14 protein-coding genes and 1 pseudogene are annotated in these 16,014 nt (G+C 27.8%); all 15 read right to left on the reverse strand.

What is annotated here, in order from left to right; translation table 11 throughout:
• Positions 1-65 precede the first annotated feature (65 nt).
• The 15 genes and pseudogenes from EDD60_RS11380 to EDD60_RS11445 all read right to left on the reverse strand — a co-directional run bounded on the left by EDD60_RS11380 (position 66) and on the right by EDD60_RS11445 (position 15,973).
• Positions 66-1,880, reverse strand: a complete 1,815-nt coding sequence (locus EDD60_RS11380; protein WP_066444347.1) for an ABC transporter ATP-binding protein — start codon at positions 1,878-1,880, stop codon at positions 66-68.
• Positions 1,877-3,919 (reverse strand): ATP-binding cassette domain-containing protein, encoded by a 2,043-nt coding sequence (locus EDD60_RS11385; RefSeq protein ID WP_066444344.1) that lies wholly within the window; start codon positions 3,917-3,919, stop codon positions 1,877-1,879. The genes EDD60_RS11380 and EDD60_RS11385 overlap by 4 nt, the downstream gene beginning before the upstream one ends.
• Before the next feature lie 363 nt (positions 3,920-4,282).
• A complete protein-coding gene (locus tag EDD60_RS11390; protein ID WP_066444342.1) occupies positions 4,283-5,491 on the reverse strand; it encodes a sensor histidine kinase in 1,209 nt (402 codons plus the stop codon).
• On the reverse strand, positions 5,479-6,165 hold the full coding sequence (locus EDD60_RS11395; RefSeq protein ID WP_066444340.1) for a LytR/AlgR family response regulator transcription factor: 687 nt from the start codon (positions 6,163-6,165) through the stop codon (positions 5,479-5,481). The genes EDD60_RS11390 and EDD60_RS11395 overlap by 13 nt, the downstream gene beginning before the upstream one ends.
• A gap of 72 nt (positions 6,166-6,237) precedes the next feature.
• Positions 6,238-7,275: a D-alanine--D-alanine ligase family protein gene (locus EDD60_RS16805; RefSeq protein ID WP_066444442.1), complete on the reverse strand. Its 1,038-nt coding sequence runs from the start codon at positions 7,273-7,275 to the stop codon at positions 6,238-6,240.
• A gap of 27 nt (positions 7,276-7,302) precedes the next feature.
• A pseudogene (locus tag EDD60_RS16810) lies at positions 7,303-8,625 on the reverse strand (UDP-N-acetylmuramoyl-tripeptide--D-alanyl-D-alanine ligase); the annotation flags it as partial.
• 89 nt (positions 8,626-8,714) lie between these two features.
• Positions 8,715-9,968 carry a DUF5050 domain-containing protein gene (locus EDD60_RS11405; protein ID WP_066444337.1) on the reverse strand — a complete coding sequence of 418 codons (1,254 nt, stop codon included), beginning with the start codon at positions 9,966-9,968 and terminating at the stop codon, positions 8,715-8,717.
• Between the two features lie 27 nt (positions 9,969-9,995).
• Positions 9,996-10,274, reverse strand: coding sequence for a hypothetical protein (locus EDD60_RS11410; protein ID WP_066444335.1), 279 nt, complete (start codon positions 10,272-10,274; stop codon positions 9,996-9,998).
• 46 nt (positions 10,275-10,320) lie between these two features.
• Positions 10,321-10,557, reverse strand: coding sequence for a helix-turn-helix domain-containing protein (locus EDD60_RS11415; RefSeq protein ID WP_066444333.1), 237 nt, complete (start codon positions 10,555-10,557; stop codon positions 10,321-10,323).
• A gap of 1 nt (position 10,558) precedes the next feature.
• Positions 10,559-11,506: a DNA-binding protein WhiA gene (gene whiA, locus EDD60_RS11420; protein ID WP_066444331.1), complete on the reverse strand. Its 948-nt coding sequence runs from the start codon at positions 11,504-11,506 to the stop codon at positions 10,559-10,561.
• 12 nt (positions 11,507-11,518) lie between these two features.
• Positions 11,519-12,367 (reverse strand): RNase adapter RapZ, encoded by an 849-nt coding sequence (rapZ, locus tag EDD60_RS11425; RefSeq protein WP_066444329.1) that lies wholly within the window; start codon positions 12,365-12,367, stop codon positions 11,519-11,521.
• 129 nt (positions 12,368-12,496) lie between these two features.
• On the reverse strand, positions 12,497-13,399 hold the full coding sequence (gene trxB / locus EDD60_RS11430) for a thioredoxin-disulfide reductase (RefSeq protein WP_066444327.1): 903 nt from the start codon (positions 13,397-13,399) through the stop codon (positions 12,497-12,499).
• 1 nt (position 13,400) lies between these two features.
• Entirely contained in the window at positions 13,401-14,048 is a 648-nt protein-coding gene (gene ppaX / locus EDD60_RS11435) for a pyrophosphatase PpaX (protein WP_066444321.1), read from the reverse strand.
• Positions 14,049-14,127: 79 nt separating this feature from the next.
• On the reverse strand, positions 14,128-15,186 hold the full coding sequence (gene hisC / locus EDD60_RS11440; protein WP_066444317.1) for a histidinol-phosphate transaminase: 1,059 nt from the start codon (positions 15,184-15,186) through the stop codon (positions 14,128-14,130).
• Complete coding sequence (locus EDD60_RS11445; RefSeq protein ID WP_066444314.1) at positions 15,170-15,973, reverse strand: Cof-type HAD-IIB family hydrolase; 804 nt, start codon at positions 15,971-15,973, stop codon at positions 15,170-15,172. The genes hisC and EDD60_RS11445 overlap by 17 nt, the downstream gene beginning before the upstream one ends.
• Positions 15,974-16,014 lie beyond the last annotated feature (41 nt).

Genomic DNA, 16,014 nt, shown 5'->3' on the forward strand with positions numbered 1-16,014 from the left:
GCTATTCTTGCGCTTAATAGATTTTTTAAAAATGCTTTGTCTGTTCTATATGCGATATCATTTTATTAATTTCTAAATATCTTCTCTGGATTTAATTTTCTAATCATTATAACAGATAAAACTATTGAACAAATAAAACTTACTCCCAAAACAATACCAATCTGAGAAAACAAATTAAATATTGGAATAGATAAACCTCTAAACTGTAAAATAACAATAACCAATAATGCTATTAAAAACGATGTTAACATTTTTATCAATTGATCTATACCTAAAATAATTCCCATTTCAAATCTCATGACTCCATTTGCCATTAAAATCGTTAATTCCTTTTCACGCCTTTTCATCATCCAATAATCAAGATAAATAAACATCATAACCATTAATAAAACAGTGATGACTTTTTCCATTTGAAGCATACTTATTGTTTCATATTTCATATTAATCAATAGATTTACATCTTGGAATGTTGATAAAATATTGATATCTGGATATTTATTAGCAATATATATCATCAAACTATTTAAAGTATTAATATTATCACAGAATAAAATATAAGTACTTTCCTTAGGTTTTCCATTTGCTTTCTTTACAAGTTGAAGAATATCTTCATAATTCATCAACATATAATCCAATGATTTGTTATAAGCATTAATTTTTCCTATAGACATAACTCCACTTATTGGAATATCTTGTTTAACCTGAACTTTACCATTCACAATGAAGTGAGAATAAACAGTATCTTTATTAATTTGATCTATATTTTTATAGACAACATGGTAAGAAGGATATAAATGCCTTTCCTCTTGCAATGTTTTATATAACTTACCTTCAAGACGATTTTGCGCATATAGTGGATAAACTGGTATTTCTTCTTCATCAACAATGACACTTAAATCATAATAAGGGTATATTTCTTTAATACCTTCTTGATTTGTTATATCTTTAATAATTGAATCCTGATTATTTATTCCTGAAGTTTTATCATTATCAGTAAACTCAATCATCAGCTGATAATCAGCTAATTTATCAATTCTTGCATCAATATCATTTAAAGATTGCCATATTGTATGCTCAATTGCAGCAACACCTAAACATCCTATAGACAATATCATAATCATTAAACAATTCATCAGTTTTTCACTTTTAAAATTATGTTTTATATAAAACCATAAAAATGAATAATCTTTTTTAGAGGATAATTGTTTTCCAGGATAAACTTCATCTTTAGCTTGTTTGACAACGCATATGCCCTCACCATTTAATTCATAAATAGTATCAGCATATTCATTAGCTATATAGCTATGACTTGCCAAAATGATTGTACATTGTTGTTTTAATATTTCTTGTAATAATTCAAAAATTTCTCTTTCATTAATTTCATCTAATGCACTCGTTGGTTCATCAAGAATAATAATTTCAGGATTTTTCAGTAAGACACATGCTATTGCGAGTCTTTGTTTTTCTCCTCCAGACAATGTTTCAATTTTTTGATCTAAAGAATTATGAAGATGAACTTTTTCTAATAATTCTGATAATTCATTCTTATTCTCTTTTTTATTAATCAAATGACAATAATATTGAAAACATTCATAAATCGTCATATTTTCCAAAAGACAAAAGTCTTGAAATACATAACCAATACAATATCTTCTAAGATATGCTTTTTTATGTGAAGATAGAGTCATAAGATTTTGTTCGTGATAAAAATACTTATATTGTGTTTCTTTAGATATTAAAGCAAGTTTATAAAGTAATGTTGATTTTCCACTCCCACTTAGTCCTCTTATTAATGTTATTTTATTTTCAGGTATATTTAAATTATTGATTCTAATAGAGTTTCTAGTAAATTTCATAGAAATATTTTCTAACTCAATCATTCTTTTTCACCCCTAACTATCAATAATGGAATCCCTGCTTCAATAATAAAAGATAATATTATACAAAATAGAAAAAATGAGAGATGAATAAAAATAAACTCTTGATAAATAAACCTCATAAAGATATATATAATGATTCCCATAGTAAGAAGTGAAGCCACTGAACATAAAATTCCCTCATATATAAAATAATATCCTAATATTTTTTTAGCTTTTTGACTTGTTATGCCACGATTTGTAAAAAATCTGACAAAATCTTGATATTCTTTTTTCTGATTATATTTGATACCAAAAAACAACATTAATGCAACACACATAATCAATGCTGATATCATTGTAACGCCTTTGTTCATATCTTTAGCAACTAACACTTGGACTTCTTTATCATAATATTCTGAATAAACACGATATCCCAAAGCTTCAATTTCTTCTTTAACTTCTGAAAAAGTAGCATTATCATCTACTGAAAATTGATAATAAATTGGATAGAATGGTATCACAGGTTCTTTTATAATCTCACCATGACTTTCTTTTATAGCTGGTAATAATCCCTGACTTATCTTTTCACGATATTCTTTTTCAACACTTAGTGGATAGAAGATATCAGGATTAACGCTAAATTCTTTACAAAGTTTAAAATCAAGTGGTCCAGAATACATCCCTTTAATTTTCATTCTTATAGTCGTTTGTTTAAAATAAAGTTCTCGATATTCCTGTGATTCTACATAATAAGGTATTCCTATAGGAAACTCAATTTCAGTATCTGTATTTATACTAGACATAACTTCTTGAAATTTCATTTGATCTAAATCTACAATACTCTCCATTATTTCACCAGTTATCAAATAATAAAGAAAATATTGATCAATATAAATTCCTTCATCAACATCAAATGTAGAAGTTAATCTTTTTTGAGAATAATCATATTCTTCATTATATGTCCCTAAATTATACTGTATTTCACCTTTTTCTCTTACTGCAATTAATTTTTGATTTTGAAAAACACGAAATTGATTGATTATATTATCTGAGATAATATTACATCCATCATGACACATAATATAAGGCCATATTTTATTAATATGTTTAATATTTTCAAGATTCTTTAATTCCTCCTTAGCAATTGGTGAGGAATTGTTATATAAAGTATCATCAAAAAAATCTGTATTTTTAGAAATAACCCCTGCTTTATTTACAGTCTTTAGCTCATTTTGATATTTATAAATAACAGAATTTCCATAGAATACTGAAAAACAACTTAAACCTATTGCAATAGCCATAAAAACGATCATACATACTTTTAATATCTTTTTATGATTAAACATCTTATAAATATATTGTAAATAATGTTGAGTTGTTTTCTTTGTTAGCTTCGAAGAAGATATCTTTTTCACTTGATGATCTTGATATACACAATTTAAAATCTTATCTTCAATGAAATAAACAACATCTCCCTCACACTTCATTAATTTATCATGAGTAAAAACAATGACAATATGTCCTTGATGAGCATATTCTTTAAGTAACTCTATAATCAACTGACTATGATGTTTATCTAAAGAAGCTGTTGGTTCATCAAATACAAGAATTTCTGGTTGATGAATCATTGCCAGTAAAATACTAATTCTAATCTTTTCGCCACCAGATAGCTGTTGTGGGTATTCGTTTAAAACATGTTGAATTTCTAAACGCTGAATGTATTCATCAATATCATATCCATCCCATAATGACTGACATAACGCTATATGATCTTTTATTGTTAAATCATCAATAAAAGCAGGAATTTGATTCACAATCCCCATCTTTTTATTAATAAATTCCTGTTTCTGTTTATATGATAATTGACCAATATTTTCATTATCATAATAATAATCATATTTCCCTATATTATGCAAAATTACTAACTGGTGTAATGTTGATTTACCACTACCACTTTTACCCATAACAAGTGTCAATTCATTATGATGAGCACAAAAATAGGCATCTTCATAAATGATATGTTTCCCATACTCCACATGAATATTTTTGAGTTCAAGCATTAGCCAACACTCCTCCCTTTAATTAAAGTGTATCAAATAAAAATAGAGATGAATATAAAAACAATTCATCTTATTTATTTTTTAAATTATTAATTCTAATCTATGATATCTTATATCTATATATTTCATTTATATATTTATCAGAGTACATCACTCAATAATAATGAGATAAATTAAAAGATAGCAAACTTATCATTTATATTAGTGCTCTGATAACTCAGAAAGCAAATAACGAAAATATAAATAATATTTTTCCTTTATAATTAGCTAATTACATTCTAATATATTATTATTTTTAATGATAGTAGTTGGGGACGTTTTGCAGATATCGAGGACATTTTGCAAATTGTATACAAAAAAACACTATTTCAATAATAGCGTTATCTTTATTTCATAGTATTTTTCATTATTTTCAATAGAATATGTTCCTTGATATTGATCAATAATTCTTTTGATACTCTTTAATCCAAACCCATGATTCTCTTTATCTTTTTTAGTAATCAATTCTTTTGAAAAGTTTTTAGAATCATTATCATTTTTTACTCTTATATGCAAAAACAAATCCTCTTGAACAATATCAATAATTATTCTACCTTGAGTTAAACAATTTTCTATAGCATTATCTAATATATTTGATAATAATTCATTCAAATCATAATCAACCATATTTATAAATTCATTAACAATAATATGACATTCTACTTGTATATTTTTAGCATATGCTTGAATAATTTTATTATTAATAATTGTATTTAATAATTTATTATTTGATTGAATAAGCGTTGGCATATGATCTATCATTGCTTTTTTAGAAACGATAAAATCTTTTATCTTTTCAAAGTTATTAATTTCAATATAATAATTTAACAAATCAAAATCATGTTTTAAATCATGTTTTGTTATTTTTAATTGATCATATAAATAGGATAATGTTTCTTCATTTTTCTTTTCTTGTTTTAAACGTTTGTATTCTTCTTGTGCCAAATTCATCTTTGATATTTCCATAAACAAGAGAATTAATACAAAAATACAAAGTACCATCATTACAATCGTAATAAGTATTTCAGGTAAATCACTTTTGATAACTATGAAAAGTTGTAAAAACTGTTGTAAAACATAATGAATAAAATACAAAATTAGTATTAACTCATAAGTAACTTTTTTATTTAGATATCTTTTCTCAAGATTTTTATTCTTTATTATTATATAAGTTCCTAATCCATATAACATACGATTGATAAGAGAAAGATTAACTTGACTCCATTGCAACGAAATGAAAATTGTAAAACAAGTAGTTATAGTAGAAAACGCACCTTCAAAAGTTGTTATTAAAAGCAGTTCAGACCATGTATTATATGTAAAGAAATGCGAAATGATAGTTGAAGTAATAATGACAGCAGTTGATAAAAACAAATCATACATATTCATATAATTAGATAAAGTAATAATAGATAAATTGACAGCTGCTAATAAAAATCTATACAACCACTTTTTACACTTTATATCTACTAAAGAAGATATAAACCATGATAAAAGAATAGATTCAATAACATTAATAATTATCCATTCCATATCTTCTTTCTCCTATATTCCATATATGCCTTCATAAACTTATCCTTACTATTTCTAACAAAATTAATATTGTTTTGTTGAGTTAAGCATATATATTGTTCTCTAACATCAATAACATGTCTAAAGTTAATAATTGTATAAGAATTAAATCTAAAAAAACTAGATTGATCTAATTGTGTTAATATTTCTTTTAAAGATGATTTAATAACATATTTGTTATAGGTTGTATGAATTGTAGCTGTATTTTTAGATGAATTTATATAAATAATCTCACATTGTAAGATATCTATATCTCCTTTGATTGTTAATATTTGTTTATCATTTAATTGACTTTGATTGTATTTTTTATAAAATTCTTTTAAATCAGGGTATAAATTTGATTTTCTAACAAAATAAAATGTTTTTTGTTTATAACTTTCAAAGACAAAATGTTCAACACTAGAAATATATACTAAAGTTGTATGGGGAAAAACAGTCAAAATCTTTTCACCTTCATTAAAACTTTTTTTATCATATAATAAAACATCTAGAAAGAGAATATCAAATTCTTCTTTATATAATTCATCTGATATCTCTTGATATCTTTTTATTTGTACTTGAGAAAAGAGTTGTTCTAATTCTTTATTTAAAACTTCAGCAAATTCCTTATCATCATCTATAATCCCTATCTTCATATCTATCACCATTTTTATTTTAACATAATTCTTCTTTTACGATAAGGCTAAAAAAGGAAAGGTCTCCCTTTCCTATCTATCAAAAGCTAAATCTATTAATTTATCAATTAAATCACTATAGGCTATACCATAATCAGCCATTAATTGTGGATACATAGAAATACGCGTAAATCCTGGCATTGTATTAATTTCATTCAAATAAACCTTGTTTGTTTTCTTATCTAAGAAGAAATCAACACGAGATAATCCATGTCCATCAATAGCTTTAAATACCTTTAAAGCATAACCTCTTATTTCTTCTTGAATCTTTTCATCAACTAATGCTGGAATACATGTTTTACTTTCTTCATCTTCATATTTTGATTCAAAAGTATAAAACTCTCCATGTGGCATAATTTGTCCAACACGTGAAACAATAGGATCATCATTTCCTAATACTGCAGTTTCTAGTTCAATACAATCAACACATTCTTCAATGACAATATGACTATCATATTTTGCTGTTTCATTTAATTTATCATAGAAATCTTCTTCTTTATCCACTCTATAACATCCTACACTTGAACCAGAACGACTAGCTTTCATAAAGCATGGGAATCCCATTTTATCTTTAACAGCTTGAATAATATCAGTAGATTCATTAAATTCATGATCTACAACAACCAATGTACCATCATATCTTTTTTTCACGTATAAAGATTGGACTTGAGGAATACCTACAGTTTCTAATATCTTCTTTGTATAGATTTTATCCATTGCAACACTTGAACCCATTGTACGACATCCTACATATGGAACTTGAGCAAGTTCTAATAAACCTTGAATTGTTCCATCTTCCCCATATTGACCATGTAAAACTGGGAATACAACATCTTGTTTCTTTAATAATCCATAGATATCTTCAATTGGTAAAGCATTATCTAACCATGTATCTTTTGCTAAATCTTCTTGATTTTGATCTAATAAATACCATGTTCCATCTTTATCAATTCCAGCTAAAGTTAATTCATATTTTTCCAAATGAATATTATTTAACACTGACGTACAAGACATTCTTGAAATAATATGTTCAGTTGATTGTCCCCCACAAATAACTAATAATTTTTTCATAGCTTTTCTCTCCTTCAAATGTTCAACAACTTCTTTAAGATGCATACCATTAGATCCTTTAACAAGTAAAACATCATCTTTTTCTAAAAGTTCATCTAAATATTCAATCAATGCTTGATTATCTTCAAAATGATAAGCTTGTTTTAAGCCTAACTCCTGTGCTTTATCTACCATATACTGACAAGCTTTACCAACGCATAAAAGCTCATCAATTCCTTTTTCAACAACATATTGTCCTACTTCTTCATGTAATGCTTGTTCATATTCTCCAAGTTCTAACATATCTGCTAAAACTGCAATTTTTCTTGTTTGATATTGTCCTAAAACATCTAAACTTGATTTCATAGAATCTAAATTTGCATTATAAGTTCCATCAATAACCTTTATTCCATCTGCTAAATCAAGTACATCCATACGATTCTTTGTTAATTCAAAATGTTCTACACCTTCAATACATCTTTCCATATCAATATCCAATGTCAATCCAATCGCAATCGCAATTAAAGCATTATAAACAAAATGAATCCCTGAAACAGGAACATGAACTTGATAAGTCTTTCCTTGATAATCAATATCAAAATAAGATTCTTCCAATCTTAAATCAACATTTCTAGCTTTTAAATCACAACCATCATTTTGACCAACTCTTAATAAATGATGATCACTTAAAGAAACAGTATGAAGCATATCATTATCATCATTAATAACCAATGTTCCTTGTTTTGCTAAAGCATTTACAATTTCCATCTTTGCTTTTAAAATATTTTCTCTTGAACCTAATTCTCCAATATGTGCAGTTCCTACATTCGTAATTGCTGCAATATCTGGACAAGCAATATGTGTTAAATGATCAATTTCACCTAAATGATTCATTCCCATTTCTAAAATCATAACTTCTTCATCTTGATATCTTAACATTGTTAATGGTAAACCAATATGATTATTATAGTTTCCTAATGTTTTTAATGTTTTATATTTTGTTGAAACAACTGAATAAATCATATCTTTGGTACTTGTTTTACCAACACTACCAGTAATCCCTACAACCTTAACATTGCGATGAAGTCTTAAATATCTTGCCATATCACTCATTGCCTGAAGGGTATCTTCAACCAAGATAACATTCTTATCAGGATAATCTACAACCTGTGATGTTATGATTGAACTTGCACCTTGTTGAAATGCCTGTTCAATATAAGCATGTCCATCACTCTTTTCACCAATTAAAGGAATATATAAATCCCCTTCTTTAATCTTTCTTGTATCTTGAGTAAATCCTAAAATATCATCATCTAAATTCCCACTCAATAATTTTCCATTTGTCGCATCAATAATTTCTTTTATAAGCATACTTTTCCCTCATTTTTAATATATGCACTATTATAGCACAGTTTTCTCACAATAAAATAGAAAAAAGAAAAAAGCCTTCCAGCTTTTCTCTAAATAAAATCACCTTGTCCATCAGTAAACAATCTTTGCTGATTTTCTCCATTAAAATCCATAATAACTTGATAAGCATTATCACTATAACTTCCACCAGTCATTAAAATCAACTTATCACCAATAATTTGTCCACCTGTAATATATCCACTATAAATCTTTGTTTTCTTCTTTGTTTTCAAATCATATTTCATAACATTCATATCATTTGTATAATAAAACAAATTGTGATCACTCATATTTATAAACATTTGAACATTCTTATCATAAGTCTGTGTTTCTTTATTTTTAATATCATAAGACATTAAACTTCCATCAGTCTTACCACAATATAAATAACCATCTTGATAAATCAAATTATAATACTTACCACTTAATAACTTTTCTTCACCCTTACCATCTAATCCAATACTATAAATCCCATCACTACTTGTAAAATAAATCTTATCATCTAAAATATTTAAACTAAAAGATTGACGTTCATTCAACTTTGTTTCTTTCTTTGTTTTTATATCATATACATATAAAGCTTCATGATCCTCATCTAACTGATAATAAATCTTATCATCTTTGACAATCACATAATAAACGGCTTTATTTATTAATATCTTTTTATCTTTTCCATCTAATGATGACTGACACAAATAATTATCTTTATTTGCATAATAAATCATATCTTTTGTCACATTCACATATTGAACAGATTCATTAAGAATCGTTTGACGATTCTTTAAATCTTTATCCATACTTACAAGATGACCTTGATCATCACAAATATAAAACTTATCTTCACTTTGATAAACTAAACCAGATAAATTAATATTACCAGTAAATGTTGCATAAGATGTTGTTCCACCAATACTTTGTTGTTTCACTTTAATTTGATGAGAAGAATTATCTCTAGCTAGATTCAAAGCTGGTCCATGATAGAGATAAAGATAAGAAATACCTGTTAACGCTATTAAAATAGCAACTCCAATACCAATAACTTTCTTATTCACCTTATGACTAACTGGAATATCTTCAAAGTCAACAGTTTCCTCTTTTAAATTATCTTCATCACCTAATGGTTGATAAAAACCACCTACTCCTTGAGGAACATCTTCATATAAACGTTCTCCACAATGTGAACAGAATTTAGCATTTGGAAGTATTGGCTGATGGCAATGTGGACATCTTTCTATTTTTAAACCACATTGAGGGCAAAAACTCATATCATCATTTAATTCACTTTTACATCTTGGACAAATCATAAAACTCCTCCTTTATACAAAAACACTCTAATGAGTGTTATCTTGTTCTTCTTCATCTACAACTTTATAATCTACATCAATGATATCAGGATTTGTTGGTTCTTCTGGTTGTTGATACATTGATTCATAATATGTACGATCATCAGTTGAGGTTGTTTGCCTTCTATGTCTACGTCCAAATAGAATTCTTAAAATCCACACAATAACAAGTACGGGAATTAAATAAATAAGAAAAGGCAAAAAGAATCTCAATGCTAACATTAATAATATTAAAACACAAAATAAATATATAAAACCATATCCCATATATATTCTCCTTTTTTACATTTCTAGTCTATACGACAAATATAAACTATAAATGAACTGATTCATCACCATCATGCCATTTAAACAAATAATAGACAGGAACTCTTAATCCCGCTGCAAATTTTTCTACAACCTTAATAGATACATTACGTCTCCCTCTTTCTACATCCGAAACATAGTTTTTAGAAAGCTGACAACGGAAACCTAATTCTTCTTGCGAAATATTTTGTCTTAAACGTAATTCTTTAATTCTTCTTCCAAATAGTATATTAATATTTTCCATATTAATCATTCTCCATTTGTTTTAATTTTTGAGCTTCTTCTTTAATCTTTTTAAAACGATGATGTAATCCTGATTTACTAATGGTTTGCCCCGTCTGCTCATAATAAGCATCCGCTAATTCATTCAAGGTTAACTCTGGATTCTCTAAACGAAGTAACGCGACAATTCTCGTCTTATCATCTAAGATTTCTATTCCAGCCTTATCAATAACATAAGCAATATCTTCAATTTGTGCCGTAGAAGCACTCATTGCCTTCACCTCATTAGCAATATCACAGTTATTCCAACGATTAACGGTATTTGCCATTGAACGATCAATTCTTGTCATTTCAAAATCCATGACTGATTGACTTGCCCCAATAGCTCTTAAAAAATCACCAATTCTTTCTGCTGATTTCATATAAATAACATATTTATTACGACGTTTAATAACCTTTGCATTAAGTTCATAACGATTCATTAATTCTTCTATAAACAAAGCAAAATCTTCTTCATTAACACTCATTTCTAAATGATAATTAGAAGTATCGGGATTATTCACACTTCCACAAGCAAGAAAAACCCCTGCTAAATAAGCTCTTTTTTGTGAATCTGTCTCTAATAATTGAGCATCTGGTACACTTTGAATACCAATACCCTCCATCAAATGTAAATCATCTAAGATTTCTCTAGCTTTAGATACAATTAATATATAGACATTGTTTTTTTTAAGTTTCATTTTTTTAGACACACGAAACTCAATATGTGGTTGATATAAATCCTTTAATAATTTATGCAATTTTGATGCAATTTTTGCATTTTCAGTACGTAATGTTAGTGATAATCCTGATTGGTTTAAAGATAATGTTCCAATAATTTTAATCATTGCACAAAGAATAGCTTTTTCACAATCTAAATCAAAATCATTAAAAACAATTTCTTCTTTTACAACTCTTGAAAAAGATATCACTTTCTTCCCTCCTTAATGATCAGCATCTCGATGCCATTTATAAACTTGATAATACTTAGAATAATAATCAGCAAAATAATTTGTTAAAGTCACTGAACGATGTTGTCCACCAGTACAGCCAATTCCAATAATCATTTGCATTTTTCCTTCTTCTTCATATTTCTTTAATAAATAATCATAATAAGTAATTGTCTTTTCAATAAACTCTTTAGTTTCGGCTTGTTCCATAACATAATCATAAACGGCCTTATCATTTCCTGTTAAATTTCTTAACTCCTCAATATAGAAAGGATTAGGTAAGAAACGCACATCTAATAATAAATCAGCATCTCTTGGTACCCCATGTTTATAACCAAAAGAAACAAAAGAAACTCTAAAAGTATCTTGATTTCCTTTATGAAAATATATTTCTAACTTATCTTGAAGCTTAGTTGGCTTTAACAATGTAGTATCAATAATAATATTTGCTAGCTTACTTACTGGATCAGCCATTTCTCTTTCAAAGTGAATAGCTTCCATTAAAGAAGATGCCATATTACCAATCATCAATGGATGAGAACGACGTGTTTGTTTATATCTAGAAAGTAAAACTTCATCATCACAATCTAAGAAAATCACAGTTAAATCTATCCAATCCATATTAGATAGCACACGCACTGCTAAAATAGCGTCTCCTAATGAAACAGCCATAGCAACTTTGGCATATTTTGTAGATGTACGCATCAAATCACCAAACTCTTTTAACAATGCAACTGGATAATTATCAATGCAACGATATTCCATATTTTCAAAGATTGCCATTGCCTGTGTTTTACCAGCTCCAGACATTCCAGTGACGACTACAACTTCAATTTTATCCATAAACTCATCCCCTTTTGTCATTTATACTATATCAAAAAACACATCATAAGTGTACTCTTTTTTCAATCTCAATAAAATTATCTTTCCTCATTGACACCATTAAACAAAAAAGGAAGAAAAAATCTTCCCTTATTTTAACAATGAAGCAATATATTGTCCAGCAATGGCACCATCATTTGCTGCCGTAATAACTTGACGTAAATTCTTAGCTGTTACATCTCCACCAGCAAAGATTCCTTTAACCTTTGTTTCTTGATTTTCATTAACTTCAATATATCCTTTATCATCCACAATTCCTAAATCACTAACAAATCCACTAATAGGATCCAAACCAATAAATGGGAAGATACCATTCGTTGGAATTGTTGACAATTCACCAGTCTTAGAATCTTCAATCACTAAACCACTTACTTTTCCATCCTTCTTTTCAATCGCATGTGGTTTCTTTAAATAATGCATTTCAATATTATCCTTTTCCTTCATTTTATCAATTAAATATTGATCAGCTCTTAAAACATCACGACGAACAATAATATGCACATGACTTGCTATATCACTTAAATAAAGTGATTCCTCAATCGCACTATTACCACCACCAACAACACATACAACCTTATTTTTAAAGAATGGCCCATCACAAACAGCACAATAAGAAACTCCATGTCCAGTCATTTCTTCTTCACCAGAAATACCCATTTTTCGCTCTTTTGTTCCCGTTGCAATAAAGACATATTTTGTCTCATATTTTTCTTTAGCCGTATAAACAATCTTATGATCACCTAAATCTTCAATTTTTGTAACTTCACCAAATTCATATTTAGCGCCAAATGATAAACATTGTTCATACATTGAATAAGCTAATTCAGGTCCTTTTTTCACAACTCCTGGATAATTTTCAATCTCAGCAGTTAAATTCAACTTACCACCTGGTGCTCCTCCATCTAATACAATCACACTTGCTCCTGCACGAGTTGCATATAAAGCTGCAGTTAATCCCGCAGGTCCAGCTCCAATGACAATTAAATCTACCATCTTAATCCATCCTTTCTATAAAATGTATAATATCCTTCATTTCATCAATCATCAAATCAGGATTCAACTTCTCCATCTCACTTGTTCCTTTTGGTGTCCACTTTACACCAGCAGTATGAACACCAGCATTTTTACCAGCTAAGATATCACTTGTATTATCACCAACATAAAGTGCTTTTTTACAATTTGTTTGATTCATAGCCTTTAAAATACCCTCTGGATCAGGTTTAACCCGATTCACATTATCCATTCCTAAAACAACATCAAAATATTGGGTTAAATCAAATAAATCCAAACCTAAATAAGCCGCTTTAGAATACTTCGTTGTAACAACTGCTAAAGGATATCCCTTATTTTTCAAAGTCTCAAGCGTTTCCTTTACGGTTGGATAAATCGTTACAAAATCCTCATGATGTGCATGATTATAATCACGATAATATTCTATCAATTCATCACTCATTGATTCAGGAAAATATCTAGCAAAAGTATCTTTTAATGTTGGTCCTAAAAAAGATAAATGTTCCTCTTCACTCAAGATATATCCAGGTTTATATTTTTCAAAAACATGATCAAATGTTTTGTGAATCAATAAATCAGTATTTAATAATGTTCCATCTAAATCAAATATAACTGCCAAATCTTTTTTCATAAAGTCCTCCTACAACGCATTATATCATACAAAATTAACATCTCAAACGAATATGCTTAGCAAAAGAAAGATAAAAAACTTATCTTTCTTTTAAAATATCTTCAATTGTTAGTATTAATGTTTCCATTTGTTGTTGTGTTCCAATTGTAATTCTTAAATATTGATTAATTCTTGGTTTAGCAAAATAACGAACCAATATTCCTCTTTCTCTTAATTGAGTAAATAATGTTTGAGCATCATAATCTGGATGCTTAACAAAAATAAAATTAGCATAAGAATCAGGCATCTCAAAACCTAAAGCTTTTAATTTATCTTTTGTATATTCTCTTGTTTTAATAATCTTTTGAGCATTTTTCTGAATATAATCACTATCATCCATACTCGCTTTACCAATCACTTGTGCCAATCTATCAATTGGATAAGAATTAAAAGAATTTTTCACATCATATAATTTTGATATCAATGTCGGATTCCCTAATGCAACCCCCAAACGGATTCCCGCAAGAGAACGGAATTTTGAAAAAGTTTGAATAATCAATAAATTTTCATATTTCTCTAATAACGAAACTGCACTTTCTCCTCCAAAATCAATATAAGCTTCATCAATCACAACAATACTATCTGGATTATGTTTTAAAATATCTTCAATAAAATCCAACGTCACTAATAAACCAGTTGGAGCATTTGGATTAGGAAAAATAATTCCAGAGTTTTCTTGATAATAATCTTCTTTAACAATTTCAAAGTTTTCATTAAGAGGAACCATTTGATAATTCATTTGATACAATTCACAATATACTGGATAAAATGAATAACTAATATCAGGAAACAAAACTGGTGCTTCGCCATTAAAACAAGTTAAAAATGTTAATGCTAAAACTTCATCAGAACCATTTCCTAAAAAGACTTGTGAATCCTTTAAACCATGATATAAAGCCATACTATGTTTTAAATCATCTGCATCAGGATTTGGATATAATGGTAACTGTGAAGAATCAAATTGATTGATTGCTTCTTTCACAAGGCATCCTGGATCATATGGATTCTCATTTGTATTTAATTTAATGAGATTCTTTATTTTAGGTTGTTCCCCTGCCTGATATGGTTCAACCTTTCTTAATTTATCTTGCCAACTCATCTTTATTTCCCCCTAACATATCTTCAATAACCTCATAAACATAATGAACATGACGCTTCGTTTGACTTTTAATATCATCATGTGCATGAATAAATGTATAACCATAATCAGCAGATTGAATCATTGATAAATCATTATACGAATCCCCAATCGCATAAACTTCATCAATATCTTCTTCAATCAAGGTTAATAGTTTTTTTATTCCACTTCCTTTAGAACACCCCTTAGGAACAACATCAACAAAATGCATATTAAAATAAGCTTCAACACTATCACTATAATTTTCTAAAATATAATCATAACATGCCTTTGTATTTTCAATACCTTCATCCTCTTGATTAAAGGCAATAATTTGAAAATGTGATGCTTGTTGATAAGCTTGATGAAAATCAACATCAATCTTAGGTTTTCCCTTAGCCCCATGATTAATCGTTTGACCATCTATATAACCATAATTAACATGACCATCACAATAATATGCCCACATTCCAGCATAACTTGTTAAATGTTTTAAAATATCAACACCAATTTCATGGTCAATATGCTTTTCATAGAGTGTTGTTAGATTCTTATCTAAGATTTGACCCCCATTATTTAAAATTAAATAATCATAAGAAAAATCAACACAATCAATTAATTCTTTAACTTCCATAAAATTACGTCCTGTACATAACGCAATCAAATGACCTTGTTTTTTTAATTCTTTGAGTGCTTCGATATTTTTAGGTGATATACTTGTATTTTCATTAACTAATGTTCCATCTAAATCACTTATTAATATTTTCAAGATGATTCCCCCTTTGTTTTAAATATTATAGCGAATATATT

Origin of the sequence: Longibaculum muris, assembly GCF_004343035.1 — a bacterium.
GTDB classification, from domain to species: domain Bacteria; phylum Bacillota_I; class Bacilli_A; order Erysipelotrichales; family Coprobacillaceae; genus Longibaculum; species Longibaculum muris.